The sequence below is a fragment of the Jeotgalibaca arthritidis genome (assembly GCF_011100465.1).
Lineage (GTDB): Bacteria > Bacillota > Bacilli > Lactobacillales > Aerococcaceae > Jeotgalibaca > Jeotgalibaca arthritidis.
The window spans coordinates 2,086,989-2,113,956 of sequence record NZ_CP049740.1 but is presented as its reverse complement, the minus strand read 5'-3'; the positions used below and the strand labels follow the sequence as shown (position 1 = coordinate 2,113,956).

Annotated in this window: 23 protein-coding genes; 2 read left to right on the top strand and 21 right to left on the bottom strand. The window is 38.2% G+C overall.

Annotated features, from left to right (window positions below; all coding sequences use genetic code 11):
• Window positions 1-133: 133 nt before the first annotated feature.
• From dnaJ to tig, 17 genes are all read right to left on the bottom strand, one after another.
• Window positions 134-1,300, bottom strand: a complete 1,167-nt coding sequence (dnaJ, locus tag G7057_RS10600) for a molecular chaperone DnaJ (RefSeq protein WP_166164233.1) — start codon at window positions 1,298-1,300, stop codon at window positions 134-136.
• 190 nt (window positions 1,301-1,490) lie between these two features.
• Complete coding sequence (gene dnaK, locus G7057_RS10595) at window positions 1,491-3,326, bottom strand: molecular chaperone DnaK (protein WP_166163610.1); 1,836 nt, start codon at window positions 3,324-3,326, stop codon at window positions 1,491-1,493.
• Between the two features lie 38 nt (window positions 3,327-3,364).
• Complete coding sequence (grpE, locus tag G7057_RS10590) at window positions 3,365-3,886, bottom strand: nucleotide exchange factor GrpE (RefSeq protein WP_227004598.1); 522 nt, start codon at window positions 3,884-3,886, stop codon at window positions 3,365-3,367.
• A gap of 15 nt (window positions 3,887-3,901) precedes the next feature.
• Complete coding sequence (hrcA, locus tag G7057_RS10585; protein ID WP_166163608.1) at window positions 3,902-4,948, bottom strand: heat-inducible transcriptional repressor HrcA; 1,047 nt, start codon at window positions 4,946-4,948, stop codon at window positions 3,902-3,904.
• A 112-nt stretch (window positions 4,949-5,060) separates the two neighbouring features.
• Window positions 5,061-6,197, bottom strand: coding sequence for a radical SAM family heme chaperone HemW (gene hemW, locus G7057_RS10580; protein ID WP_166163606.1), 1,137 nt, complete (start codon window positions 6,195-6,197; stop codon window positions 5,061-5,063).
• Window positions 6,194-7,186, bottom strand: coding sequence for a riboflavin biosynthesis protein RibF (gene ribF / locus G7057_RS10575; protein ID WP_166163604.1), 993 nt, complete (start codon window positions 7,184-7,186; stop codon window positions 6,194-6,196). The genes hemW and ribF overlap by 4 nt, the downstream gene beginning before the upstream one ends.
• A 21-nt stretch (window positions 7,187-7,207) precedes the next feature.
• Window positions 7,208-8,128, bottom strand: coding sequence for a tRNA pseudouridine(55) synthase TruB (gene truB / locus G7057_RS10570; protein ID WP_166163602.1), 921 nt, complete (start codon window positions 8,126-8,128; stop codon window positions 7,208-7,210).
• 74 nt (window positions 8,129-8,202) lie between these two features.
• Window positions 8,203-8,475, bottom strand: coding sequence for a DUF1294 domain-containing protein (locus G7057_RS10565; RefSeq protein WP_166163600.1), 273 nt, complete (start codon window positions 8,473-8,475; stop codon window positions 8,203-8,205).
• An 8-nt stretch (window positions 8,476-8,483) separates the two neighbouring features.
• Window positions 8,484-9,725, bottom strand: coding sequence for a peptidase T (gene pepT, locus G7057_RS10560; protein WP_166163598.1), 1,242 nt, complete (start codon window positions 9,723-9,725; stop codon window positions 8,484-8,486).
• Window positions 9,726-9,748: 23 nt separating this feature from the next.
• Window positions 9,749-10,891 carry a Nif3-like dinuclear metal center hexameric protein gene (locus G7057_RS10555; protein ID WP_166163596.1) on the bottom strand — a complete coding sequence of 381 codons (1,143 nt, stop codon included), beginning with the start codon at window positions 10,889-10,891 and terminating at the stop codon, window positions 9,749-9,751.
• A complete protein-coding gene (locus tag G7057_RS10550; protein ID WP_166163594.1) occupies window positions 10,888-11,589 on the bottom strand; it encodes a tRNA (adenine(22)-N(1))-methyltransferase in 702 nt (233 codons plus the stop codon). Before G7057_RS10550 ends, G7057_RS10555 begins: the two co-directional genes overlap by 4 nt.
• Before the next feature lie 118 nt (window positions 11,590-11,707).
• Window positions 11,708-12,844: an RNA polymerase sigma factor RpoD gene (gene rpoD / locus G7057_RS10545; RefSeq protein WP_076766222.1), complete on the bottom strand. Its 1,137-nt coding sequence runs from the start codon at window positions 12,842-12,844 to the stop codon at window positions 11,708-11,710.
• 26 nt (window positions 12,845-12,870) lie between these two features.
• On the bottom strand, window positions 12,871-14,742 hold the full coding sequence (gene dnaG, locus G7057_RS10540; protein WP_166163592.1) for a DNA primase: 1,872 nt from the start codon (window positions 14,740-14,742) through the stop codon (window positions 12,871-12,873).
• Between the two features lie 141 nt (window positions 14,743-14,883).
• On the bottom strand, window positions 14,884-16,152 hold the full coding sequence (locus G7057_RS10535) for an MFS transporter (RefSeq protein ID WP_076766224.1): 1,269 nt from the start codon (window positions 16,150-16,152) through the stop codon (window positions 14,884-14,886).
• Window positions 16,153-16,179: 27 nt separating this feature from the next.
• On the bottom strand, window positions 16,180-16,764 hold the full coding sequence (gene yihA, locus G7057_RS10530) for a ribosome biogenesis GTP-binding protein YihA/YsxC (protein ID WP_166163589.1): 585 nt from the start codon (window positions 16,762-16,764) through the stop codon (window positions 16,180-16,182).
• Between the two features lie 76 nt (window positions 16,765-16,840).
• On the bottom strand, window positions 16,841-18,082 hold the full coding sequence (gene clpX / locus G7057_RS10525; protein ID WP_166163587.1) for an ATP-dependent Clp protease ATP-binding subunit ClpX: 1,242 nt from the start codon (window positions 18,080-18,082) through the stop codon (window positions 16,841-16,843).
• 205 nt (window positions 18,083-18,287) lie between these two features.
• Window positions 18,288-19,568: a trigger factor gene (tig, locus tag G7057_RS10520; RefSeq protein WP_166163584.1), complete on the bottom strand. Its 1,281-nt coding sequence runs from the start codon at window positions 19,566-19,568 to the stop codon at window positions 18,288-18,290.
• A gap of 260 nt (window positions 19,569-19,828) precedes the next feature.
• On the opposite strand from tig, the gene recU reads away from it, so the two are divergent.
• Window positions 19,829-20,461 (top strand): Holliday junction resolvase RecU, encoded by a 633-nt coding sequence (gene recU / locus G7057_RS10515; protein ID WP_166163582.1) that lies wholly within the window; start codon window positions 19,829-19,831, stop codon window positions 20,459-20,461.
• Window positions 20,451-23,027: a PBP1A family penicillin-binding protein gene (locus G7057_RS10510; protein WP_166163580.1), complete on the top strand. Its 2,577-nt coding sequence runs from the start codon at window positions 20,451-20,453 to the stop codon at window positions 23,025-23,027. The genes recU and G7057_RS10510 overlap by 11 nt, the downstream gene beginning before the upstream one ends.
• A gap of 167 nt (window positions 23,028-23,194) precedes the next feature.
• Here G7057_RS10510 and G7057_RS10505 read toward each other — a convergent pair whose 3' ends face one another.
• The 4 genes from G7057_RS10505 to G7057_RS10490 all read right to left on the bottom strand — a co-directional run bounded on the left by G7057_RS10505 (window position 23,195) and on the right by G7057_RS10490 (window position 26,960).
• Window positions 23,195-23,881, bottom strand: coding sequence for a DnaD domain-containing protein (locus G7057_RS10505; protein ID WP_166163578.1), 687 nt, complete (start codon window positions 23,879-23,881; stop codon window positions 23,195-23,197).
• Between the two features lie 69 nt (window positions 23,882-23,950).
• On the bottom strand, window positions 23,951-25,234 hold the full coding sequence (gene asnS / locus G7057_RS10500) for an asparagine--tRNA ligase (protein WP_405002651.1): 1,284 nt from the start codon (window positions 25,232-25,234) through the stop codon (window positions 23,951-23,953).
• 37 nt (window positions 25,235-25,271) lie between these two features.
• Complete coding sequence (locus G7057_RS10495; RefSeq protein WP_166163572.1) at window positions 25,272-26,465, bottom strand: pyridoxal phosphate-dependent aminotransferase; 1,194 nt, start codon at window positions 26,463-26,465, stop codon at window positions 25,272-25,274.
• 15 nt (window positions 26,466-26,480) lie between these two features.
• The gene (locus G7057_RS10490) at window positions 26,481-26,960 is read right to left on the bottom strand and encodes a cell wall elongation regulator TseB-like domain-containing protein (protein WP_166163569.1); all 480 of its coding nucleotides are present in this window, start codon (window positions 26,958-26,960) and stop codon (window positions 26,481-26,483) included.
• Between the last annotated feature and the right edge of the window lie 8 nt (window positions 26,961-26,968).

The following is a 26,968-nucleotide window of genomic DNA, read 5'->3' as shown; positions in this document are numbered from 1 at the left end:
TTACGATTATATCAAGTATCAAGCAAAGTAACAAGTTACTATAGGCTAAGAAACCATCTTCATAGCTGTTTTTAATGGCATTCTTACCCAGATAAAAAGCACTCTAGATAAACTCTAAAGTGCTTTTCTATCGCTATTTCTTTTTACCTTTAGAATCAAAGTTAAAGGCATCTTTCATTTTATTGAAAAAACCGCCTTCGTCACCTGTTATACTCTCGCCGCTTGCTTCAGCGAAGGCATGCAAGGCTTCTCTTTGCTGCTCATTCAAGTTCTTAGGTGTCACAATGCTAACTTTCACATGTTGATCACCATTCCCCGTACCTCTTAGGCGAGGTGCACCCTTGCCTCTTAAGCGGAAGTTTGTAGCAGTTTGTGTACCTGCTGGTATTTTCAACTTCACATTACCATGAACAGTTGGAACTTCAATTTCTGTTCCAAGTGTCGCTTGAACAAATGAAATTGGCAGAACGTAATAGATTTCTGCACCATCTCGGTCAAAAATGTCGCTCTCTTCAACAGAGAATACCACATACAAGTCTCCATATGGCCCACCATTTGAACCAACTTCACCTTGCCCAGCAAGACGTAATTGTTGTCCATCTTCCACTCCAGCTGGAATCGTTACATTCACACTGTGTTCTTTTTCAACGTGTCCTTTGCCGTGACAGTCGTGACACTTATCAACGATTTCTTTTCCTGATCCTTGACAAACATCACAAACTGCTTGTTGCATGACACGTCCAAACGGTGTATTGCGTTCCACTTGTACAGCACCTGCTCCGTGACATTTTGAACACGTTTTTGGTGTTGTTCCAGGTTTTGCACCGCTACCGGTACAGGTTTTACATTCTTCTTCACGCGCATAACGGATTGTTTCTTCTTTACCAAAAATAGCTTCTTCAAATTTCAAATGCAGACGGTATTGCAAATCTGCCCCTTGACGTGGTGCGTTGTAATTGCGAGAACGACCGCCGCCACCAAAGAAAGTATCAAAGATATCATCAAAACCGCCTGTAAAACCACCGAAACCACCACCGCCAAAGCCGCCACCACCAAAGCCTGAACCAAAGTTAGGATCTGTGCTAGCATGACCATACTGATCGTAAGCAGCACGTTTTTGAGAGTCACTCAAGACTTCATATGCTTCTGAAACTTCTTTAAATTTATCAGCAGCATCTTCTGCTTTATTGATATCGGGATGATATTTTTTTGAAAGTTTTCGATAGGCTTTTTTTATTTCATCGTCTGAGGCTGTTTTTGAAACGCCCAATACTTCATAATAGTCTCTTTTCGCCATTATATTTCCTCCATTAGATCACCATGATACGGAAGCAATTCCGCACATATTTCATTATTTACTCTATATCAGCAAGAAAGCTGTCCGTGTTTCATAGTCGCTCAAGAGTTTTGGCAACCCAATCAATCAAACACGTACAGACCAAATCGATCTGTACGTGTTATAAGCTCACCAATAAGAACCGTTGACTTTATTAGTCGTTGTCAACCTCTTCAAAGTCTGCATCTACAACATTATCGTCGTTAGCAGCTGATGATTGACCTTCAGTTTCGCCACCAGCAGCTTGTTGTGCTGCTGCCGCTTGTTCGTAAAGTTTAACAGTTAGATTTTGTACAACTTCATTCAAAGCATCACGTTTTTCTTTCATTGCTTCTAAGTCGTTTGCTTCAACTGCTGCTTTCAAAGCATCACGTGCTTCTTCAGCTGCTTTCACATCTGCTTCGTCAACTTTTCCTTCAAGTTCTTTCAATGTCTTGTCTGTTTGGAAGATTAATTGATCGACTTCATTACGTAATTCAACTTCTTCTTTACGTTGTTTGTCTGCTTCAGCGTTTGCTTCTGCATCTTTAACCATTTTTTCGATCTCTTCGTCTGTTAGACCTGACGATGATTTGATTGTAATTTGTTGTTCTTTTTGCGTTCCTAAGTCTTTCGCACTTACGTTAACGATACCGTTTTTGTCAATATCAAATGTTACTTCGATTTGCGGAATACCACGTGGTGCAGCAGGAATATCATTTAATTGGAAGCGACCTAATGTTTTGTTGTCTGCTGCCATTGGACGCTCACCTTGTAAAACGTGTACGTCTACTGCTGGTTGGTTGTCTGCTGCTGTTGAGAAGACTTGTGATTTACTTGTTGGGATTGTTGTATTACGGTCAATTAGTTTCGTAAATACGCCACCCATTGTTTCAATACCAAGTGATAATGGTGTTACGTCAAGAAGAACGATATCTTTAACGTCTCCAGTAATAACGCCACCTTGGATTGCAGCACCCATTGCAACTACTTCATCTGGGTTAACTGATTTGTTAGGCTCTTTCCCTGATTCACGACGAACTGCTTCTACGACTGATGGGATACGAGTTGACCCACCAACTAAGATAACTTGGTCAATTTCACTTTGGCTGATACCAGCATCTTCAATAGCACGGCGTACAGGAATTTTAGTACGTTCTACTAAATCGTGAGTCAATTCATCAAATTTAGCACGTGTTAATGTCATTTCCAAGTGCAATGGGCCAGAAGCACCAGCAGTGATAAATGGTAAACTAATTTGTGTTGACGTTACACCTGATAAGTCTTTTTTAGCTTTCTCAGCAGCGTCTTTTAGACGTTGTTTTGCCATTTTATCGTTTGCTAAGTCAACGCCGTTTTCTTTTTTGAATTCTTCAACCATGTAAGCAATGATTTTGTTATCAAAGTCATCCCCACCTAAGTTGTTATCACCTGATGTACTTAATACGTCGAAGACACCGTCTCCTAATTCGAGGATAGAAACGTCGAATGTTCCCCCACCAAGGTCAAATACAAGAATTTTTTCTTCTTTATCTGTTTTATCTAGACCGTAAGCTAAAGCTGCAGCTGTTGGCTCGTTAACAATACGTTCAACTTCTAAACCAGCAATTTTACCAGCGTCTTTTGTTGCTTGACGTTGTGCATCGTTGAAGTATGCAGGTACAGTAATAACCGCTTTATCAACTGTTTCACCTAAGTATTCTTCAGCATAGCTCTTTAGGTATTGAAGTGTCATTGCAGAAATTTCTTGAGGTGTATATGATTTACCCTCTGCTTCTACTTTGAATCCAGCTTCTCCCATGTGACGTTTTACAGAGCTGATTGTATTTGGGTTTGTGATTGCTTGACGTTTTGCAACCTCACCTACTTGGATTTCACCATTTTTGAAAGAAACAACAGATGGTGTTGTACGGTTTCCTTCTGGGTTTGGAATAATTTTAGCTTCTCCACCCTCTAATACTGCAACAGCAGAGTTTGTAGTTCCTAAGTCAATACCGATTATTTTACTCATAGTTGAATATCTCCTCTAATTTAAAATTTTATTGGTTATTATTGCGCGACAACAACCATTGCTGGTCTAAGTACACGCTCTTTTAAACGATAGCCTTTTTGGACAACTGCTACGACAGTATCCGCTTCTTGTCCTTCTTCAGGTTCTTGAACCTGAATGGACATATGGAAATTCGGGTCGAAAGGCTCATTCATTGGATCAATGATTTCTACCCCTTCACTCTTTAATGCTTCTAGCATTGAGTTATAAACCATTTCCACGCCTTTTTTGAAGTTTAGGGCTTGATCGCCTTCTACTTCAATCTCTAAAGCACGTTCTAAATTATCAACAACCGCTAATAATTCTGTAGCTAAAGATTGTGAACGGAATTTCGCAGCATCTTGTCTTTCTTTAGCATTACGTTTTTGAATGTTAGCTAACTCTGCTTGAACGCGTAAATAGCGATCTTGCAATTGTTCCAATTCTTCAGCTAGTTTATCAACCTCAGATATAGTCTCTTCTGCAACTGTTTGATCAACAGATACGTCTTCGTTTTCAGTTAGATTATCTTTTTCTTCCACGACGATTCTCCTTTGCTATTCTTCATAGAATTGCTGCATGCTGTCTGATAATTCATCACTTGTCACACGCATAATTCTAATAATTTCATCATATGGCATGTTAGTGGGGCCAAGTAAGGCGATCATTCCTGTACCACGCTTACCAGCACTATAGGTTGCCGTAATTAAACTTAAATTGTCCAACAATTCATTATTCATTTCTGTACCAATTCGAACACTGATGCGATTTGAATCAGTCAACAACAATGGTCGAAGCTCACTACTCTCATGAATTAATGAATAGAGGGATTTGACTTTTTCACGGTCTTGCAATTGATCAAAGTCAAAATAGTTAAGGAGATTCATTTCTCCGCCGACATAAACGCGATCATTGTCCATTTTAGAAATAATGTCTTTAAAAATGGCAAACAAATCTAATTCATAATCGACATATTTGGTGATTAAAGCTGGAATATCCGTTTGAAGTTTTTTGTAAACCTCGCTTAAGGCTAGACCAGTTAACTCATCGTTAAAAATAGTAACGATTTTTTCCAATTTGCTGGAATCAAAGTTTCGACCTAAAGAAAACATTTTACTTTCAATGTAACCTTTATCAGTCACCAAGATTGCCATGTACTGTCCGCTCGTTACCGGTACAAGTCGAAAACCAGTTAACTTACTGTTAATCTTCTCGGGACCAATGCTTAGAGCAGTGTAGTTCGTCAAATAAGAGAGCATACGGGCTGACTTTTCAACCATTTCTTGTGCTTCTTGATAAGGCGAGTGTATGGACTGTTGGATTTTTTTCCTCATTTTTTCTTCGGAAGAACTATCCAACCCTTGCTGAAGTAAATAATCAACATAATGACGATAGCCTAAAATGGATGGTATACGTCCAGAAGAGGCATGTGTTTTTTTAAGAAAACCTAATTCTTCAATGCGCATCATTTCGTTACGAATGGTCGCAGGCGACACCGATAAATTAGTCTCGCTCAATAAGGTTTTGGACCCCATTGGTTCACCGTACTCAATATAATGCTTAATAATTTGGTTTAATATCATCAACTGTCTTTCCGTTAACATTTATTCACCTCACTTTAGCACTTAAACATATAGAGTGCTAATCCATAAATAAATTTATCATGACGCTGTATGTTTGTCAACAGAATTAGCTTGATAAATAAGCATACTTTTCTTAAGTATCTTTTAAGAACGATCGAAATACCTCATTACCTAAAAAGACACCCTTTTTCGTTAAGCGAATGTGATTATCTTCTAGCTTAATGAGTTGTCGATCTAAGAGCATATCCAATTCCTCTTGGTAGACAGATTCTGTTGTTTGATCAAATTTACATTCAAACAAAGAGCGGTCTACTCCCTTCATCGTTCGTAGACCTAACATGAATTCTTCTTCCATTTTATTTTTCTGAGTCAATGATTGTTGGTAAATAATCGGCGACTGCTTAGCTCTTAATGGTTCAAGATAATGTTGGATAGGTCCATGATTGTTATAACGCGTGTCGCCTAAATAGCCATGTGCACCGGCTCCAAATCCAAAGTAGTGATCATTTTTCCAATAAGCGAGGTTATGTTGTGATTGGAAGCCTGGTTTAGCGTAGTTTGAAATCTCATATTGATAGCGCCCTGCCGCTTCCATCGTTTCCATAGCAAGTTCAAACATATCTGCTTCATCATCTTCACTCGGCAATGGTAATTTTCCTTGTCTCATTAAGTTATAGAAAATGGTTTTGTTTTCTAAAATTAAGGAGTAAATGGAATAATGTGGTAAATCTAATTCTAATGCTTTTGTTAGTGTTTCTTGAAAACTTTCAATTGTTTGCGTCGGCAGTCTAAAAATCAAATCAATACTAATGTTTTCAAAACCTGCTCGTCTCGCATCATCCACACAACGGTAAACCTGATCAGATGTATGAATACGACCAATACGCTTTAAAATAGCATTATCAAAGGATTGAACACCCATACTGATTCGGTTAACGCCGTGCTCTTTTAAAACGGCAAACTTTTCAAAACTAGCACTTTCTGGATTCGCTTCAACAGTAAACTCAGCCCCCTTATCCATTGGGAAGTGAGTCTGAATACCACTTAAAAGGCGGTCTAGTTGTGGTGCTGTTAGAGTCGTTGGTGTTCCTCCGCCAATATAAAAAGTTTCCAATTTTTCCTGAGGATGACGCTCTTTCATAATAGCCATTTCAGTAATCACTGCATCGATGTATTCTTCAACCGGTTGTCCTTCTAGAAAAACCTTATTAAAGTCACAGTAAAAGCAAATATGGTCACAAAATGGGATATGCAAATAAGCTGCTGTCATTCCGTCATCTCCGCTCTTGAATCAGAGGCATTGCTTATTTGTTCTGGATGGCTGTCAAAGAAAGTTTCTGTATCGATTTTATCTTGATCGAGCTGCTCAATTAAACCTTCGATACCTGTAAATTTCACTTCATCTCTCAAGTAATGGTGCCAACGCACGGTTACTTTTTCACCGTAAATCATCTTATCAAAGTCAAAAATATTAACTTCAACTGTTTTTTCACGGTCTTTTTCAAAGGTAATATTGTAGCCAATTGATGCCATTCCTCGATACCACTTATCTTGTACCTTAATAGAAACGACATAGACTCCGACTTTGGGTAAGCGAATGTATTTGCCAATTTTAATATTAGCAGTTGGATAACCTAATTCGCGGCCTCTAGCGTCGCCATGCATCACGCGACCATCAAATTGGTACGTATACCCCAACATTTGGTTGGCTTTTGTTAAATTGCCTGTATCAAGTGCCTCACGAATACTTGTTGAGGAAATTTTCTCTTTATTTTCAGCCACTTGGGGGCTAATTTCAACAATATCAAAACGACTTTTAGCGTATTGTGGCAAATGTGCCATATCAGCAATCGTCTTGGGACCATAAGTATAGTCGAATCCTGCGACAATCGCATCGGCATTAAGACCGATAATATAATCATCAACAAATTCTTGTGGTTTTAGTGTTCCAAAATCATAGGTAAAGTCGATAACATAAAAATAATCAACACCTAAGCCTGTCATTAATTCAATCTTTCGTTCTGGTACAGACAAATATTTCATTGTCTCAGCATCCAATTTTTTATAAACAATGCTTGGGTGCTGGTTGAATGACATAACTGCTAGTTTACAATTTCTTTTCTCGGCTTCTTTTTTAGCTCGATTGATAACGGCTTGGTGTCCAATATGAACGCCATCAAAATAACCCAATGCTAATACCACTCGGTCAGTCGGAATTTCTTCTTTTTTATAGGGATGATGTAAATAAATAACTTCCATGATTAACTCTCTTTCCTCTTTTCAGAATGAAGACAAAAACATTTTTCTCGGCTTCTTAAATCCTGCTCGCTTTGGATGATTCTCATATAATGCTACCAAATTCTCACCATAATAGAAAGCAATCAGTTCCGAGCTCGTTAAGTTGTCAAATGCCTCATTTTCAATAACAGCGCCATTTTTAACACGTTGCCATAATTCATCATTTAAATGATAAGCAGGTAGCTCGTCAAATACACCTTCAATAGGCATTAAAATCGTTTCAACTTTGTTTTCTTCAGCCAATTGTCTCACTTGATCAAGAGTGTAGCATTGCTCTTTAGCAAATGGACCGCTCTTTGTGCGTGTTAACTGAGACATGTGAGCAGGATAGCCTAAACGTTCACCCAGATCAACAGCAAGTGTCCTGACATAAGTCCCTTTGCCACAGCTAACTGCAAAGGTCCAAGAAACCGTTTTGGTATCTGAATTATAAACCGGTGTACTTGTCCGCTTGAATTGATAGATATTAGCTTTACGTTTAGGCCGTTCAATCGTTTCGCCATTTCTTGCATATTCATACAATCGTTTACCGTTAACTTTCACTGCCGAATACATGGGTGGAATTTGAGTGATTTCACCGATAAAGGTCGTCATCTGACGGTCAATTTCTTCTTCTGACAAGAGACCTTCTACAGCCTTTTGATCAACCACTTCACCGTGGGCATCTTCTGTTGTTGTAGAGAAACCAATCGTGATTTCTCCTTCATATTGTTTTCCCATATCTGTCATAAATTCTGCCGCTTTAGTAGCAGGGCCTAGACAAATCGGTAACACACCATCGACTTGAGGATCTAGTGTCCCTGTATGGCCAATTCGTTTCATTTTTAATATTTTTCTTAATTGAAAAACGCAATCATGACTTGTCATACCGCGTTCTTTCCAGAGTGGCAAGATTCCGTTCATTGTTACTCCCCCGTTCTATACAATGTATGATTATAACATAATTCAGAAATGAAAAGCTGCTTTTGAACCGAAATTCAAAAGCAGCTTTTTAATAAATATATATAGATGACAATTAGCCAAACCATTAGGCCGATTCCAAAACAACCATAAAAATAACGGTGTCTTGTCTTATGACGAAAAACTTTCATCGCAATTAACCCGCCAATTCCACCCGATAAGCTACCTAGCCATAACAAGGTCTTTTCTGAAATGCGGTAGTGGTTTTTTCGAGCTTTGGATTTATCAATTCCCATCATTATAAAAGCAAGAACATTTAAGAGCAGTAACGCAATGCCTAGTCCCATCATACTCGGTCTCATAAAGCAGAATAGTGATTGCTTTGACGAATAATTTCAACAATGACTTGAGTTGCTTTCACCATAGCATCCGTTGAAATAAATTCATAGCGACCATGGAAGTTCTCACCGCCGGCAAAAATGTTTGGTGTTGGTAATCCCATATAAGTTAACTTAGAACCATCTGTTCCACCACGGATTGGTTCAATAATTGGTTGAATCTCTAACTCTTTCATTGCTTGCTCTGCTAACGTCACAGGACGCATATCTTTTTCTAAAATTTCGCCCATGTTGTAGTAAGAATCGTGCATATCAATTGTAATACGCGGTTCTTTAAAGGTTTTGTTCATACGTTCAGCGATAGCTAACATGTTTTCTTTTTTCGCTTCAAAAAGAGCACGATCATGGTCACGGATAATATAAACCATTTTGCTTTCTTCAACTGTTCCTTCGATACCAAGTAAGTGGTAGAAACCTTGACGTTCATCTGTTTGCTCAGGAACTTCATCAGCTGGCAGTTGAGCATTGTAAGCCATCGCCAAACTAATCGCATTTACCATAGTATCTTTAGCTGTTCCAGGGTGAACATTTTTACCTTGAATAGTAACCACTGCTTGGGCAGCATTAAAGCTTTCAAATTGTAGTTCCCCGACAGGACCGCCATCCATTGTATAAGCAAAATCACACTTAAATGCTTCAACGTCAAACAAATCTGCCCCTCTACCAATCTCTTCGTCTGGACCAAAGGCAACTGCAATATCACCATGTTTAATGCTATCGTCCGCTAGAATAAGTTCCATAGCTGTCATGATTTCAGCAATCCCAGCCTTGTCATCTGCTCCAAGTAATGTCGTTCCATCAGTGGTGATCAATTCTTGGCCCATGTAGTTGTTTAGGTTAGGAAAATCTTCTGGTGATAAGACAATATTTTTTTCTTTATTTAAAATAATTGCTTCACCGTCGTAATCTTCTACAATCTGTGGATTAACATGAGCTGATTCAAAATCAGCTGTATCCATATGAGCAATAAAGCCGATTGCTGGTAGTGGTTCTGTTGTGTTAGCAGGAATACGAGCCGTTACAAAGCCATTACTCTCATTGTAATGAATGTCTGATAAGCCAATTGATGCAAGTTCAGGCATAATGATTTCCTTAGCAAAGGCAACTTGGCTCTGTGTTGAGGGTACAGTTGTACTGCTCTCATCTGAACGTGTATCGAATTTAACGTAAGTAAATAAACGGTTTTTTAATGTATTATGCATGTGTTTAATCTCCTTAGTAATTATTATAATTGACTATCGAATAGGAATGGATTGGTATCAATTGTAGATGACATTAGTTCAATCTGCCAACCCAAGTCTGATCGCCATTCATTAACCATGTCATACAGTTTTGGTATACATACTTTTTCAATATGGTGACCAGGATCGATGACTAGTAGGCCTGCTGCTTGCATATCATGAGCGGTATGATAGTAAACATCGCCTGTTATATAAACATCGGCTTCTTTGTCGATGGCTTTTTGGTAATACTTCCCAGCATCACCACCGCACAAGGCCACGCGTCTAATCGTTTGATTTAGGTTATTTTGAGGTGCAGTTACTCTCAGTCCATCAACTTGGAAAGCTTGTTTCACATAAGTTACAAAATCAAGCACACTCATGTCCTCTTTTAAATTACCTACTCTGCCTAAGCCGTAAGCTTGCGCTTGTTTCTGATCAATTGAAAATGAGTCATAAACCGCTTCTTCATAAGGATGAGCTTGCTTCATAGCAAAAATCACCTCTGACAGGTAACGCTCCTCTACGACTACTTCAATTCGTTCTTCCTCAACGACTTCAGCTTGATTAACTTCCCCAATGGTCGGATCCGCATCATTAATGGGCGTAAAACGTCCTTTACCCTCAATCGAATAAGAACAGTCTTTATAGTTATCAGTAACATGACCCGCACCTGCTTTAGTCATTGCAATTCTGACGGCTTCTGCATGCTCTTTTGGTGCATAAACAGATAAACGTTTTAGTGGAATCGTTTTGGAAACAGCCATCACTTCGACATCCTCTAATTGAAGTTGATCTGCCAACCAATCGTTCATACCACCTTGTGCATTATCTAAGTTTGTATGGGCTGCATAAACCGTAATATCGTGTTTAATTAAGTCAGCATACATATTAATTTGAGGATTAGAAAGATCCAACCGCGCAATCGGACTATAAATAGGTGGGTGGTGGGCTAAAATAAAGTCCACACCGTGTTCAATTGCTTCTTGTACCACTTCAGGACGAACATCTAGCGTGACCATGATTTTAGTCACTGGTCGTGATAAATCGCCAACATGCAAACCGATAGGATCTCTCTCCTCAGCCAACCAAGTTGGAACAACTTTTTCAAATTGCTTCACGAACTCATAGCCTGTTAAGGTTGTCATGCAATCTCCTCCTGTATTTTAGTCATAAAGGCTTCAACAGTTTTTTTCTTTTCTGACACATCGCGTTGTGATTCATTTAAGCTATTTAAAATATAGGTGTACTTATCGTATTCTCTTTGCCATTTTTCAACAAAAACCGGACCTTTCTCTTGACGCAGTTGTTTCCCAAAAGTAAAGTCATCCTCAGTATACGCACTAATGTCATCACTTGGTTCAGCTACAATGATTTCATAAATTTTATCATTTTCTTTCAAAATTTCTTCAGAAATAATGCCATAGTTATTATCAAACAACCATTGTCTTAATTTTTTCTCACCGTTATTAGGTTGAAGAATCAATCGTTCAACTGTTTCTAGTCGGTTATCTTCCTTGCCCGCATCCAAAATGCGCGCAATTAGATCGCCTCCCATACCGCAAATCGTAATGGTGTCAATAGCATCACTCTTTTCAATAACTGCTAACCCATCACCTAAACGTGCTTCAACAACTGCTTGAACATTCGATTCTTTGATTTGTTTTTTAGCGGATGCATAAGGTCCAATGACAACCTCGCCTGCAATCGCAAAGCTCACTTGTTCTTTCTGAGCCAAATGGCATGGCAAATAAGCATGGTCAGACCCAATATCCGCTAACCTTGCGCCTTTTTTTATATAGGATGCAGCAGTTTCTAATCGTTTTGATAGTTGATTATCGTTCACTTTCTGCTCCTCCTTTCACATTGTCAGTACTGCCTTTAATTTTAGCAGTTTCACCTTATAAATTAAAGTAAAGGCTAAAAAAAGAGGATAGAATGTTAGCTTCTACCCTCCATGGTTTTTATTCTAAAAAGTCTTTTAGTTGTTTTGAGCGGCTTGGGTGTCGTAATTTTCTAAGAGCCTTAGCTTCAATTTGACGAATACGTTCACGCGTCACACCAAACACTTTACCGACTTGCTCCAAGGTGCGAACATTACCATCATCTAAACCAAAACGTAGACGAAGCACGTTTTCTTCACGGTCTGTTAGGGTGTCCAAAACTTCTTCTAGTTGTTCTTTTAGAAGCGTTTGAGCAGTATGTTCAGCTGGACTAGTTACTTCTTGGTCTTCAATAAAATCACCTAAATGAGAATCATCTTCTTCACCAATTGGCGTTTCCAATGATACGGGTTCTTGAGCGATTTTTAAGATTTCACGAACTTTTTCAGTTGGTAAGTCCATTTCAGCACCAATTTCTTCCGGTGTCGGTTCGCGACCTAAATCTTGAAGAAGTTGACGTTGTATACGAACTAATTTATTAATCGTTTCAACCATATGAACGGGGATACGAATCGTTCGAGCTTGGTCAGCGATTGCACGCGTGATTGCCTGGCGAATCCACCAAGTCGCGTAAGTAGAGAATTTAAACCCCTTCTCATGGTCAAATTTCTCAACAGCCTTCATTAGTCCCATGTTACCTTCTTGAATCAGGTCTAAGAAGTGCATACCACGGCCAACATAACGTTTAGCAATCGATACAACAAGACGTAAGTTTGCTTCAGCTAATTCTTGCTTCGCTTCTTGGTCGCCATCTAGAATACGAATTGCCAAGTCACGTTCTTCATCAGCAGTTAGTAATGACACACGACCGATTTCTTTTAAGTACATTCTAACTGGGTCATTAATCTTAACGCCAGCTGGTGCAGAAAGTTCTTCTTCCTCTGCAGCTTTGTCTTTTTCTTTTTTATCGTCTTTTTTGCTTTCATCTGTCTTAAGCTGACGAGCAGTTGGTCCACCGTCTGCATCAACGACACTAACGCCGCTGTCTTCCATTTTTTGGATTAATTTATCCATTTGGTCCGCATCGAGTTGGAAAGGTGTTGCAATTTTGTCAGTTAAATCATCATAGAAGATTGAGCCTAACAGTTTATGCTCTTTAACCACCTGATTGGTTACTTGCTCGAGTGTTTTGCCTTCTTCATTTTTATTAATGGCCATAAAAAATTCCTCCATTTCAATACGGATTATTTCTTAACAAGCTTTAGCTCTCTTGTTAGATTGACAATGTCTTCCAACAAGCGCATGGCTTGGTCTTTATCTTGTTGGCGTGTGGCTTCTGCCATCGCCCGTTTCTTTTGTTCAAGTTGTGTCTCTAAAGGAGACTTTGAACAAATAATCGTGACTATATCACTGATTTCTTGACTAGAGACATCCGATTGAAGATCAATCATCTCTATTTCAATAATCGTGGTGACTAAGTGTTGATCCTTAATCCGATCTAAAAAGCGATCGATTTGACCGACTTGCCCACTTTCTTGGTAAAACGCATCATAAAGCAAATAAATCGTCTGTAGCGATTCACTGACAAAGTTAAAATCTGTCGTTAATTCCTTTAAATAATGCCAAGCCTCTTCATAATGAAAAAGTCGATACATCAACTGACGTTCTGAAATCTGCAAAGGTGTTAGCTTTTGTTTGACGCTCATTGATTCAGTTGAAATAGGTGCTCGTCTGTCTTGCGTTTTCTTCTTAGTTTGGTCTTTTTGTTGATTCAAATAACCTGTCTGATAATCTTGGAGCTGTTTTTTAAGAACCGCTAAGTCAAGTTTAAATTCACTTGCTAAGTCCGTTAAATGCATTTCTCGTTCAATAATCGAATCAACATGGACTAAACGCTTCAATACTTCTTCTAAATACTGTAGGCGATTTGCCTCTGTATCGAGATTGAGTTTTGTTTTTAAAAAGCGTGATTGGAATTGAAAGGCCGTTTCTTTTTGATTATTGATGATATCTCGAAAAGCTTGAGCTCCCTTTTGACGGATAACGTCATCAGGGTCCATCCCTTTTGGCAAAGGAATAATAGCCAATTCAAAGCGGTTGCCCTGAGCTAATCCCTCAATCGCCTTATTCGTTGCTTCCATTCCAGCACGATCACCGTCATAGGCAATGGTAACCGAATCAACAATTTTATTTAAAATTCTAATTTGTTCTTCTGTCAGTGCTGTCCCCATAGAAGCAACACCATTCGTCACACCTGCTTGCCACGCTGAAATTACATCCATATAGCCTTCAAAAAGCACCACTTCTGAAGTTTTGCGCATTTGCGATCGGGCTTTATCTAGGTTAAAGAGAAAGTAGCGTTTAGAGAATATCGCTGTTTCAGGACTGTTTAAATATTTAGCTTCATGGAAACTCTGATCATTGAAATCATCTTCACCAGGAAGAATACGTCCAGAAAAAGCGACTACTTTTCCCTTTTCATTTCTAAGCGGAAAGATAATTCTAGAGCCAAAGCGATCAAGTAATTCTGCTGAATCACTGCGTTCTGAAAAAATGCCACTTTCTCTTAATAAGTCATCTGAATGTCGATCTCGTTTTAAAATTTGATAAGTTGTGGTCTTATTTGGAGGTGAGAATCCAATTTGGAATTCTTCAAGTAGTTCAGTCGTAAAGCCACGTTCCAGTAAATATTCGAGAGCTTTTTCTCCTGTTACTGTATTCATCAAAATCTGATGGTAGTAGGCAGACGCTGCTTCATGGATTGCAATGAGCTGTTCTTTTTTATTTTGGACAGCTGTCTTCGGTTGATTGTCGATAGCAATATCAACTTGGAGGTCGGATAATTCTGCTGCTCGTTTGACTGATTCAACAAAGTCTAACCCTTCAACTTCCATTAGAAAACGAAAAACATTACCACCTTGCCCACAACTAAAACAATGAAAAATCTGTTTCTCTTCTGTTACAGAAAAAGACGGCGTTCGCTCATCATGAAACGGACAAAAGCCAAAGTAGTTTTTCCCTCTTTTTTTAAGTTGAACATATTGACTCACAACATCAACAATATTGGTCTCTGTTCTTATTTGGTCAATTGTTTCTTCAGGTATTCGAGTTGCCATAGAATCACCTCACATACTCGCCCAATAGCAATTGAATTGGGCATAAAAATACAACTTATATTATAGCAAATTTCGCCAATATTAGCAATCAGTTGAACCATAGAAAAAGCATTAGGGCCGAGTTATACTCAGCCCTCTCGCTTAAATACTATTTTCCTGAGGGATTTTAACAAACATCAATAAAATTCCACCGATAATAAATAAAATAATAAGAGCAAAAACCCCATCTAAGGAATTGCCAGTTAACTGTGCGATAATCCCCACTAAAAAGGGTCCTACTACAGCTGCGAATTTTCCGAAAATATTATAAAAACCAAAAAATTCATTCGCTCGCTCTTTTGGAATAAGTTGGCCAAATAGTGATCGACTAAGCGATTGTACCCCACCTTGAGCGGTCCCTACTAATAATCCTAATATAATAAATGCTGTTAAGCTATCCAACTGCAAAGCATAAATACAAATAAAGGTATAAGTCACAATGCCGACGAAAATCATATTTTTAGCGCCAAAGCGTTTTGCTAAGACACCATACAATATGGAGAATGGAAAAGCAACAAACTGAACAACCAACATAACCACAATTAAATCGTTAGAAGATAGTCCTATGTCACTCCCAATAGCCGTAGCCATTTTAAAAATAGTTCCCACACCATCGATATAGAAAAAGTAAGCAATTAAGAATAAGAAAGCTTGTTTATAAGCTTTAATCCCCTTCAATGTTCCCCATAACCGTTTAAAACTATTTTTAATGAGCTGAGTCTCACGAGGAATATAAGACTTTTGTTCAACATGACGCCAGTAAGGAATCGTAAAGACAAACCACCAAATAGCGGTCATCACAAATCCTAATTTCACTAACAAGGTCTGAGAAATCGGTAAAATACCCGTCAATTGAAAAATAATAAAAATAACAAAGGGTATCGAACTTCCAATATATCCCCAACCAAAGCCAGCTGAAGAAACCCTGTCCATACGATCGTTGGTCGTAACATCAATGATCGAACCATCATAAAAGATATTTGCGCCAGAAAAACCAATCGCGGAAATCACATAGAAGATAAACAGATACAACCAACTTCCCTCTGGCGCAAACGAAAATGCCAAAGTTGCGATAATCCCACTCAATGTGAAAAAAGTAAACATGGGCATCCGTTGATTTTTATAATCAGCTAGCGCACCTAGTATAGGCGCTAAAACAGATACAATTAATGTTCCAATCGCATTGGCGTAGCCCCAGTAAGCTGTTGAGGTCGCATCACTGAGACCGCCAGAACTTGCGACCGCCTTAAAAAATAAAGGAAAAACTGCGGTTGTAATCATAATAGAGTAAGCAGAATTAGCCCAATCCTGCATAATCCAACTACGTTCTTCTTTCGTATATCTGAATTTATTTGCCGATTTTTGTTTCATGATTTGACTCCTCCATTCTAGCCGACTCTATGCTAAATATTTCTGGATAACACCCCATGCTTTGTCTTTTCCTTCGCCAGTTTCAGATGAAAAGACAATTAAATCTTGATCACTTGCTAAATTCAATGCTTTTTTAGTCCGTGAAAAATGTTGATTCCATTTTCCGCGTGGAATTTTATCTGCTTTAGTAGCAATAACCGTGTAAGGAATGCCGTAATATTCAATAAAATCTTTCATTTGAATATCATCAGCTGTTGGAGGATGACGAAAATCAACCATTAAGAACACGTGACGTAATGTTTCACGTTGTGTAAAGTAAGTTTCTAACATCTCGCCCCATTTTTCACGCTCAGTTTTAGAAACTTTTGCATAGCCGTAACCCGGCACATCAACAAAATAAAAGGTCTCATTGATTAAATAGTAGTTTAATGTTTGTGTCTTCCCTGGTTTACTTGATGTACGAGCAAGTGCTTTTCTACGAATCATTTTATTGATAAATGATGATTTCCCAACATTTGAACGTCCTGCTAGGGCGAATTCTACCAATCCTGTATCTGGGTATTGTTTCGGACTAACGGCACTAATAATCATATCTGCTTTTGTTACTTGCATAACTATCACTTCCTTTTCATGGCATAAAGAACCAATGTACGGGGTTTAGTCCTATACATTGGTTCTCCTATCTTTATTAACTAATTAATCGTTGGTCTTCTCCGTAAAGAAGTGGTTTACCTTGACCTTCGATAATGTCTTTTGTAATGATTACCTTCGTAATTTCATCACGACTTGGGATTTCATACATAATATCTAGCATGACATTTTCAATAATCGAACGAAGGCCACGTGCACCTGTATTACGCTCGATTGCTTTTTTAGCAATCCCTTCAAGTGCTGCCTCCTCGAATTCAAGCGTCACGCCATCTAATTCAAGTAATTTTTGGTATTGTTTGACTAAAGCGTTCTTTGGCTCAGTTAAAATTCTTACAAGGTCGCTTTCTGTTAATTTTTCCAAAGCAGCCATAATTGGCAAACGACCGATAAATTCAGGTATTAAACCGAATTTTAATAAGTCTTCTGGAATAATTTGTTGCATCAAGCTCTTGTCGCTTTCTTCTTTTGCTTTAGCAGAATTAAAGCCAATAACTTTTTCGCCAAGTCTTTCTTTTACAATCGTTTCAACGCCATCAAAAGCACCACCAACAATAAATAGAATATTAGTTGTGTCGAATTGAATAAATTCTTGATGTGGGTGTTTACGACCGCCTTGAGGTGGAACATTTGCTACTGTACCTTCAAGAATTTTCAGTAAAGCTTGCTGTACGCCTTCACCACTTACATCGCGTGTAATCGATACATTTTCACCTTTACGGGCAATCTTGTCAATTTCATCAATATAAATAATGCCACGTTGTGCGCGTTCGACATCGTAGTCTGCTGCTTGAAGGAGTTTGAGTAAGATGTTTTCAACGTCTTCTCCCACATAACCTGCTTCTGTTAAACTTGTCGCATCTGCAATCGCAAATGGAACATCTAAAATACGTGCTAGCGTTTGACCTAGGAAGGTTTTACCTGATCCTGTTGGTCCGATGAGACAGATATTACTCTTTTGTAATTCTACTTCACCATCTTTTTGATTAGCCATTTGAGTGATTCGTTTGTAATGATTATAAACAGCAACAGATAATGATTTTTTAGCACTATCCTGTCCAATTACATATTCGCTTAAAATATGACGAATTTCTTGTGGTTTAGGTACGTCACCGAATTCTACTGTTTCGTTGCTGTAGATTTCTTCTTCCATAATTTCCTTGCACAAATCGATACATTCGTTACAAATGTATACATCTGGACCAGCAATAATTTTCTTTACTTGGTCAGACGATTTTCCGCAAAAGGAACAATGAATGCTTGTGCCATCATCTCGGAACATATGCATTCCCCTTTCTAACTGATGTATGTCATTTCAACTTGATACTTCTATTTTACCATAAAAGCTAAAAGTAGATAGTCAAGCTTTTTTATAATGCACTTTATCTTAACACATATTAGTCAAATCACAAATAATCTGTTTATCTTTCTCAAAAAAATAAAGAGACATTGCTTGCGGCAGATGTCTCTTTATAAAATCAAGCGAATTATGCTTCTACTGAAGAATCAGTAATCAAAGTCATAGCTTTCTTCATTTGGATATCGTTTGTTAACATATCGTCATTGATTAATGAACGAACACGTTTAACATCCATGTTGTATTGTGTAGCTAGTGTTGCGATTTCTTCGTTAATTTCTTCTTCAGTTACTTCAAGGCCTTCTGCTTTGATAATAGCTTCAAGAACTAGTGTTGTTTTTGTACGAACATCAGCATCTTGTTCCATTTGTTTGTGAAGGTCTTGTTCAGTTGTACCAGTAATTTGGTAGTACATTTCTGGTGAAATACCTTGACGTTGCATATCGTTCAAGAATAGATCCATTTGGCGGTGAACTTCGTCATGAACCATTACGTGTGGTAATTCAACAACTTCTGCATTATCAACTGCTTGACGGATTGCTGCTTCTTGAACAACTTCGTCAGCTACAGCATTTTTGCTTTCTTCTAATTCTTTACGAATTTTAGCTTTTAATTCATCCAAAGATTCAACTTCGTCGTCTAAGTCTTTAGCGAATTCATCGTCTAGAGTTGGTAATTCTTTTGTTTTAACTTCGTGAACAACAACTTTGAATGTTGCTTCTTTACCAGCTAAATCAGCTGCATGGTATTCTTCAGGGAATGTTAGAACAACATCTTTTGCGTCGCCAGCTTTTGAGCCAACTAATTGTTCTTCAAATCCTGGAATAAATGAGTTAGAACCTAATTCTAGTGAATGGTTTTGGTCTTTTCCACCTTCAAACGCCTCTTCACCTATGAATCCTTCGTAGTCGATAACAACTGTATCGCCTTCTGCTGCTGCATCTTCTTTCAATACTAATTCAGCATGACGTTCTTGGCGTTGTTTCAATGCATCTTCAACATCTGCATCTGATACTTCGCGATCTTGTTTCTCAACTGTTAAGTTTTTGTATTCGCCTAGTTTAACTTCTGGTTTTACAGTAACTTCCGCTGTCATAACCCAAGCTTCGCCTTTTTCCATGCTCTTAATATCAATCTTTGGTTGAGCAACTGGATCAATTCCTGCTTCTTTAACAGCAGCTTCATAAGCAACTGGTAGAGCAGCATTCAATGCATCTTCGTATAATGATTCTTCGCCGTATTGTTTGTTAAATACGTGACGAGGAATTTTTCCTTTTCTAAATCCAGCAACAGAAATGTTCTTTTTAACACGGTTAAATACGTTATCCATTTCAGTTTTAATTGTTTCTGCAGGTATTTCAAATGTTAGGACACCTTCATTAGTGCCTGTTTTTTCCCAATTTGCAGTCATTATCTTTCCTCCAAAAATCTATCATTTTTCGCAATGGTCCAACCATTGCATACTAAGCCAGTGTACACTAGAAACGCTTTATTGTAAATAAAAAAACCCTGCGCATTTGTGAGGAAACTTGAAAAATAAGAAATTGGTGGTAAAATCTTACAGAATTGACTATATACTAGGGCTAAATAAAAAATTAGAAAAACTTTAAACGATTTATTTACCCATTTCTAAAAAATATTGCTACAATTCAATAGAGGAAGTGAGAAATAATGAACTATCCAAATGGAAAAACGTATATAAACAACCAACCTTCTTCAAAGAAAACAAAAGCAGATCGCCCTGTCCAATATGGCAAGCGCGGGATGACATTGGAGGAAGAAATCACACAATCAAATACGTTTTACTTGGAGCGACAAGTGGCGGTCATTCACAAAAAGCCAACGCCTATCCAAGTTGTCAAAGTGGATTATCCAAAGAGAAGTGCTGCGGTCATTAAAGAAGCTTATTATCGGCAATCATCAACAACTGACTTTAATGGCATTTATCGTGGTTTTTATATTGATTTTGAGGCTAAGGAAACACGCAACAAGCAATCTTTTCCCCTCAAAAACGTCCATGACCATCAAATTATTCATATGGACCACTGTCAAAAACAAGGCGGGATTTGTTTTGTCATGATTCGTTTTTCTGAATTAAATCGTGTTTTTCTATTAGAAAGCCACTTTTTATCAGAGTTTTGGTCCAATCAACATAAAGCTGATGGTCGTAAATCCATTCCCCTGTCGTTTATAGAGGAATATGGCTATGAAATTTCATACGGCTACCAACCCATCCTCGATTATCTAAAAGTTGTTGATGATATTATCAAAAAGAAAACAGAGGTGAATCAACATGCCAAATAATGGGCAAACAAGAGTCTCTAGAAGTCAAAAAAAGCAACCTAAAGGCAGAAAAAAGACGGTAAAAAAGAATAAAAAAGGATTATGGAAGAAACTATTCCTCGGATTAATTGCCATTGGTTTTATTGGTCTTTTATCAGGAGCAGGCCTTTTCTTCTATTATGCATCAAACTCACCAGAAATAAATCGTGATGAATTAGTTGATACTATTCCATCACAATTACTTGATATAGATGGTGATGTCTTTATTGAAATTGGGGCTGGATCACAAAACCAAGAATTAGTTGATATGGAAGATATTCCTCAAGTCTTAGCAGATGCGATTATTTCTATTGAAGATCAACGCTTTTATAGCCACATTGGTGTCGATCCGATTCGAATAGCCGGAGCATTGATAGCTAACGTTCGCGGTGGCGGCATTTCTCAGGGTGGAAGTACGATTACTCAGCAGTTAATTAAACTAGCTTACTTCTCTACTTCTGAAGAAGATCAAACCCTTGAACGGAAAGCCCAAGAGGCGTGGATGTCCATTCAATTAGAAAAAGAATTAAATAAAGATGAAATTTTAGCGCTCTATATCAATAAGGTTTATATGGCAAACAATGTCTACGGTATGGGAACTGCTGCTGAATATTATTTTGGAAAAGAACTAAGTGAGATTAATTTAAGTGAAGCTGCCATTTTAGCAGGTATGCCACAAGCGCCTTCTTTCTATGATCCTTACCTTAATCCTGAAGAAACAACAGAAAGACGCGACCTTGTTTTATATATGATGGTTGAAAATGAGAAAATAACCCAAGCTGAAGCGCAAGAAGCAATGAGCATATCAGTAGCGGATGGTCTTGTTGATCACTCAAACGATACTGATCTTTCTTTAGTCGTCGATGCATACATTCAACTTGTTATGGACGAGGTAAGAGAAAAAACAGGTTTAGATGTTGAAATGGGTGGTTTAGTTGTTCAAACGAATTTAGATTTAGATGCACAACAACGCTTATATGATATTGTTAACTCCGATGACTACATTACTTTCCCAGATGACGAACTGCAAACAGCGGCCACTATGGTTGATGTTAATACAGGTGCCATTAATGCCGTTATTGGGAATCGGAAAATTAATAATCAATTAGCCGTTAACTACGCTAATCAAACGATTCGAAGTGTCGGATCAACCATCAAGCCGTTGATTGATTTTGCACCGGCGATAGAATACTTAAACTATTCAACTGGTAGCCTGATAGTCGATGAAAGATGGACTTACCCTTCTGATGGTGTTGAGCTCTATAACTACGATAGACTGTTTAAGGGCGATATGACAATCAGAGAATCTTTAGTCGATTCTAGAAACGTGCCTGCAGCAAAACTTCTTCAAGAAGTTGGCTTCGACAATGCTAATTCCTTTTTAAATCGCCTAGGCATCAAAATTTATAATGGTAATCAACAGGAACTAGTGGATTCAAATGCCATTGGTGGAGAAATTTCAAATGTTAATCTAGCTGCTGCTTATGGTGCCTTTGCAAATGGTGGTACTTATTATGAGCCATATACCGTTCAATCCGTAACAGCATCTGACGGCGAAACATTTGAGTTCCAATCATCAGGAACAGAAGCGATGAAGGACTCAACAGCTTATATGGTAACAGATATGCTGAAAGATGTTATTCCACAAAGCGCTCCTGAAGCCGACATTAGTGGTCTAGTACATGCTGGAAAAACAGGCACAACTGACTACTTGGAAAGTGAGTTAGATTCCGTTGGCGGCGTTGGCGTAGATAATATTGGGAAAGATTCTTGGTTTGTTGGTTATACACCAAGTCACTCAATAGCAGTTTGGCTGGGGTACGCTCAACCACTGGAATACGGCAATTACCTTGATTATGAAACACGAAAAATTACCCGTTATATTTACAGTGAATTAATGAGTTACGTTTCGCAAGATTTACCGTATGAAGATTGGACGAGACCTGATTCAGTGGTAGAAGCAACTATGGAAAAATTCTCGAATCCAGTTATGAAACCTGGTCCAAACACCCCTTCAAATATGACGATTACAGAATTATTTGTCAAAGGGTTTGAGCCTACTCAAGTTTCTAAAAAATATGGTGAGAAGCTAACCGCACCTACTGGGTTAAAAGCCTCTTACGGTAAGGATAAAAAAGAATTAACTATTTCATGGGATGCTTATAAACTAACAGCTGAAGATAACCGTACGCCACAGTTTACTGTTACGGCTGGTGGACAAAGTCAAACGACAACCGAAACAAAAATTGTTATTAAAAATCCTCAGCCAGGAGATATTGCCATTAGCTTGATCGCCAAAGTTGGTTCTAACAACTCACCTGCTGCGACTATTACTATAAAGATTGAAGAGGAAAAAGAGGAAGAAAAAGAAGAGGAGAAACCTGAAGAATCTTCAAGCGAAAGCCAGTCTTCAAGTTCTCAAGCAGAAACTTCCTCAGAACCGGCTTCAAGTGTTGAAGAATCAAAACCTGATGAGTCAACTCCTCCAGCAAACCCAGCTCCAGAGGAATCTAGCAGTCAACCTGCTCCAACCGAGCCTGCTGGTTAATATATGAATACATGAAAGCCGTCAGTTTTCTGCTGACGGCTTTTTTTCGGTGGAATATGTCGAGTAGAACATTTTTCATCGCTCACTCGACATTTCCCACCAATTATTTACAAAAAACAGATTGAAACGTCTCTCTTAATGAGCTTCGTCTCAATCTGTTTGCTTTTTTATTCTTCTAACCAGTTAAACAGCGGAATCAGTTCCTCTTCATCATCAGTAGGAGTTGGTTCTTTATATTGCGAGTGAGCAAATCGCTTGGTTTCTTGCTTGGCTTGGCTAGAAGAGCGAATATTCTTCTTATCCCATGATAGTAAAATGCGATCGATATATTTCAAGCTATATTTTTGGTTTAAGACTGCTTCTCTTAAAGCTTCTAAAATAATGTCCTGAGAATAGTGATCGCGATCGAGCCATTCACCAATAGTTTGCATTTCAATAGGTGTCAATAGGCGGCCAAATTCTTGTTGGAAGATTTCAAGTAAATTGATTGATTGCTGTTTTTCTTCAAACTGACCTTTTTTCCGACTCAGCAATTCTTGCAACTTCTTATATAAAGGTAGTAAGGAATAGCGATCGACAACCTTACCTTGATCATCTTTTTCAGTTGAAATGGAGATAATATTCTTTTGGATAAGGCTATGAAGAATTGAAAAAATATCAGCCTCTCTCCTACCCATGCGGTTAGCTATTTCTGCCATATTTGGAAAAAAAACAGACTGATCAAGATAACTTTGCATCTGAATAATAAAAATTAACTCCGTTTCATCTAAGCCAATTGTCGCATAGTGGTGAAGCAAACTGTTATGAATAACTGTTTGACCACTAGCTAGCCATAATTCAAGTGAATCAGTCATGTTTTAAAACCTCTCTTTTAAAAAAAGTGGAACAGCTCTCATATGCAACTGTTCCACTAACATTATTTATTATGGATAAATACGGTTTAACAAACGTGGGAATGGGCTTGATTCGCGAATATGTTCGATTCCTGAAATCCAAGCTACTGTACGCTCTAATCCAAGGCCAAATCCAGAATGCGGAACTGAACCATATCTTCTTAAATCTAAATACCAGTTATAATCCTCTAAGCTTAAACCAAATTTCTCAATTTGTTCACTTAGTTTGTCATAATAAACTTCACGTTCACTTCCGCCGATGATTTCGCCGTAACCTTCTGGCGCAATCATATCCGCACATAGAACAACGTCATCACGATCTGGATGTTCTTTCATGTAGAATGGTTTAATTGCTTTTGGATAATTTAAAATAAAGACAGGTCGATCAGATTGGTTAGCGATGAATGTTTCATGCGGTGATCCAAAGTCATCTCCCCACTTAATATCGTCGAAGCCATTCTCATTCAATAACGCAATTGCATCATCGTAAGAAATACGGTCGTAAGGTAGTTGGGTGTAACGTTTTAGAGCCTCTTTATCACGTTCAAGCACATCTAAATAGTAATCACAGTTATCCAATACAGATTGTACTAAGAAGCTAACATAATTTTCTTGAACAACTAAGCTGTCGTCTTGAGACATAAATGCCATTTCAGGCTCAATCATCCAAAATTCAATCAAGTGACGACGTGTTTTTGATTTTTCAGCACGGAATGTTGGTCCAAATGAGAAAACTTTTCCAAAAGCCATTGCTGCAGCTTCCATATAAAGCTGACCACTTTGTGATAAGTAAGCCTCTTGGTCAAAATACTCCGTATGGAACAGTTCAGTTGTTCCTTCTGGTGCGCTTCCTGTTAAAATAGGTGGATCAATTTTTAAGAATCCCTCTTTATTAAAGAATTCGTAAGTTGCACGGATAATTTCATTTCTAATTTTCATGATGGCATGTTGTCTACTTGAACGTAACCATAAATGGCGGTGGTCCATTAGGAATTCAGTACCATGTTCCTTTGGTGTGATTGGGTAGTCATGGCTTTCACCAAGAACTTCAATATTTTGAACAAGTAATTCATAGCCTAATTTTGAACGGCTATCTTCTTGAACGATACCATGCACAATAACAGATGTTTCTTGTGTTAATGATTTAGCTACGTCGAAAATTTCTTCGCCGACATCATTTTTAACAACGATCCCTTGGAAGTAGTGATCGCCATCTCTTAGTTGTAAGAAGGCAATTTTACCACTACTACGTTTATTTGTTATCCATGCTCCAATTTTTACTTCTTTACCAACAAAATCTTTGGCTTGTTTCATTGTTATTAGTTCCAACAATTATTTCCCCTTCACTTCATTAATTGTTTTTTTTCATTTCTATAAACTGTTTCATACGGTTAACAGCCTCTAGTAAAACAGACTCTTCTAATGTGTAGCTAATTCGGATAAAGTTTGGTGCTCCAAATCCTTCTCCAGCTACAACCGCGACTCCTGCTTCTTCAATCAAACCGAGAGCAAAATCAGAAACCGATTGATAACCGGTCATCTTAGCAGCTTCACTACAATCAGCGAAGACATAGAAAGCACCCTGTGGTTTCGTTACTTTGAAGCCGGGTAGTTTTTCAATCAACGGGTAAACATAGTTTAACCGCCCTTCAAAAATCGTTCTCATCTCTTCTACAAAGTCTTGGCTAGAGCTTATTGCTGCTAGTGCACCATATTGACTTGGACCAGCTGGATTTGATGTTGAATGACTTGAAAGCTCCACCATCTTGTTAATAATCGCTTGATCACCAATCGTATAACCGATCCGCCAGCCGGTCATGGCATAACTTTTCGATACACCATTAATTAAGAAGGTCTGTTTCTTGATTTCATCAGACAATGATGCAATCGAAACAGCTTCATTTCCGTTATAGCAAAGACGGTAATAGATTTCGTCCGCAACAATTATCATATCATGTTTTACTGCCCAATTTCCAAGCTCTTTTAATTCTTCTTTAGAATAAACTGTTCCGGTTGGATTGTTAGGCGAATTAAGAATAATGGCTTTTGTACGAGCGCTTCGTTTTTCTTCCAATTCTTGAACAGAAACTTTAAAACCGTTGTCCGCTTTTGCTGTTACAATAATAGGAACACCTTCTGCTAGCTTCACTTGTTCCGTATAGCTAACCCAGTAAGGAGATGGAATTAACACTTCATCTCCCTCATCTAGGATGACTTGAAACAAGGTATATAAGGCGTTTTTTGCGCCTTCTGTTACAATAACTTGGCTCGCTTGATAATCTAATCCATCATAACGATGATGGTAATCAACAATGGCTTGACGAAGTGGCAAAATGCCCGCAGTTGGTGTGTAATGATTTGCCCGATTATCTAGAATAGCTGCAATAGCAGCATCTTTCACTTCTTGCGGCGGATTCAAATCTGGTTCCCCAACTGTTAAACTAATAATATCTTTCCCTTTTTCCTTCATTTCTTTTACTTTAGCAGCGGTTGCTAAAGTGGGAGATTCTTCAATCACAGACATTCGTTTTGAAATGTGGAACATCTTCTCAACCCCATTCTATATACTTTGATATTCTTTTAATAGTTCGCCTGTTCTGACTGACAGCCAAACATATTCTAACTGACCATTTGAATCTTTATAAGCAACTTCCCAAAAAGGTTCGTTGTCTTCGATACCTAAACGCGCTTCAAGCACCTTAGCAGGTTCTTTTATGGATTTAAGAATAGCCTTCGCTTCACTCTCTGTTACAACTTCTTCAGCGTTAAGTACGGTCATGTCCCCACCATCTTGCTTAACCATCACATAGAGGTACTCATTTTCAGACGTATAACCTGCTACAGTGAAATAAGTATCGTTACTGCCGTTATACCAATAAAAGTTCTCTACTTTCTGAATATCGGCATTCTCTTTAGCAATTTGAGATACTTCTATCTCCGCTTGATCCATCGGTTGTTGCGAATAGAATAAAATAGAATAAGAGCTGACAATTAATACAAAAAGAACAACAATCAGTCCCATTACAATATTTCTCTTCAAAAAAGTAC

What these genes read in the sequence shown, in the direction of transcription:
- G7057_RS10510 (WP_166163580.1), top strand. Translation starts at nt 20,451, where the DNA reads ATGCCAAATAATGGGCAAACAAGAGTCTCTAGAAGTCAAAAAAAGCAA.
- G7057_RS10505 (WP_166163578.1), bottom strand. Translation starts at nt 23,881, where the DNA reads ATGACTGATTCACTTGAATTATGGCTAGCTAGTGGTCAAACAGTTATT.
- dnaG (WP_166163592.1), bottom strand. Translation starts at nt 14,742, where the DNA reads ATGGCAACTCGAATACCTGAAGAAACAATTGACCAAATAAGAACAGAG.
- truB (WP_166163602.1), bottom strand. Translation starts at nt 8,128, where the DNA reads ATGAACGGAATCTTGCCACTCTGGAAAGAACGCGGTATGACAAGTCAT.
- G7057_RS10495 (WP_166163572.1), bottom strand. Translation starts at nt 26,465, where the DNA reads ATGTTCCACATTTCAAAACGAATGTCTGTGATTGAAGAATCTCCCACT.
- asnS (WP_405002651.1), bottom strand. Translation starts at nt 25,234, where the DNA reads ATGAAACAAGCCAAAGATTTTGTTGGTAAAGAAGTAAAAATTGGAGCA.
- G7057_RS10565 (WP_166163600.1), bottom strand. Translation starts at nt 8,475, where the DNA reads ATGATGGGACTAGGCATTGCGTTACTGCTCTTAAATGTTCTTGCTTTT.
- G7057_RS10535 (WP_076766224.1), bottom strand. Translation starts at nt 16,152, where the DNA reads ATGAAACAAAAATCGGCAAATAAATTCAGATATACGAAAGAAGAACGT.
- ribF (WP_166163604.1), bottom strand. Translation starts at nt 7,186, where the DNA reads ATGGAAGTTATTTATTTACATCATCCCTATAAAAAAGAAGAAATTCCG.
- hemW (WP_166163606.1), bottom strand. Translation starts at nt 6,197, where the DNA reads ATGACAGCAGCTTATTTGCATATCCCATTTTGTGACCATATTTGCTTT.
- yihA (WP_166163589.1), bottom strand. Translation starts at nt 16,764, where the DNA reads ATGCAAGTAACAAAAGCAGATATGATTATTAGTGCCGTTAGTCCGAAA.
- hrcA (WP_166163608.1), bottom strand. Translation starts at nt 4,948, where the DNA reads ATGTTAACGGAAAGACAGTTGATGATATTAAACCAAATTATTAAGCAT.
- pepT (WP_166163598.1), bottom strand. Translation starts at nt 9,725, where the DNA reads ATGCATAATACATTAAAAAACCGTTTATTTACTTACGTTAAATTCGAT.
- dnaK (WP_166163610.1), bottom strand. Translation starts at nt 3,326, where the DNA reads ATGAGTAAAATAATCGGTATTGACTTAGGAACTACAAACTCTGCTGTT.
- tig (WP_166163584.1), bottom strand. Translation starts at nt 19,568, where the DNA reads ATGACTGCAAATTGGGAAAAAACAGGCACTAATGAAGGTGTCCTAACA.
- clpX (WP_166163587.1), bottom strand. Translation starts at nt 18,082, where the DNA reads ATGTTCCGAGATGATGGCACAAGCATTCATTGTTCCTTTTGCGGAAAA.
- G7057_RS10555 (WP_166163596.1), bottom strand. Translation starts at nt 10,891, where the DNA reads ATGACAACCTTAACAGGCTATGAGTTCGTGAAGCAATTTGAAAAAGTT.
- recU (WP_166163582.1), top strand. Translation starts at nt 19,829, where the DNA reads ATGAACTATCCAAATGGAAAAACGTATATAAACAACCAACCTTCTTCA.
- rpoD (WP_076766222.1), bottom strand. Translation starts at nt 12,844, where the DNA reads ATGGCCATTAATAAAAATGAAGAAGGCAAAACACTCGAGCAAGTAACC.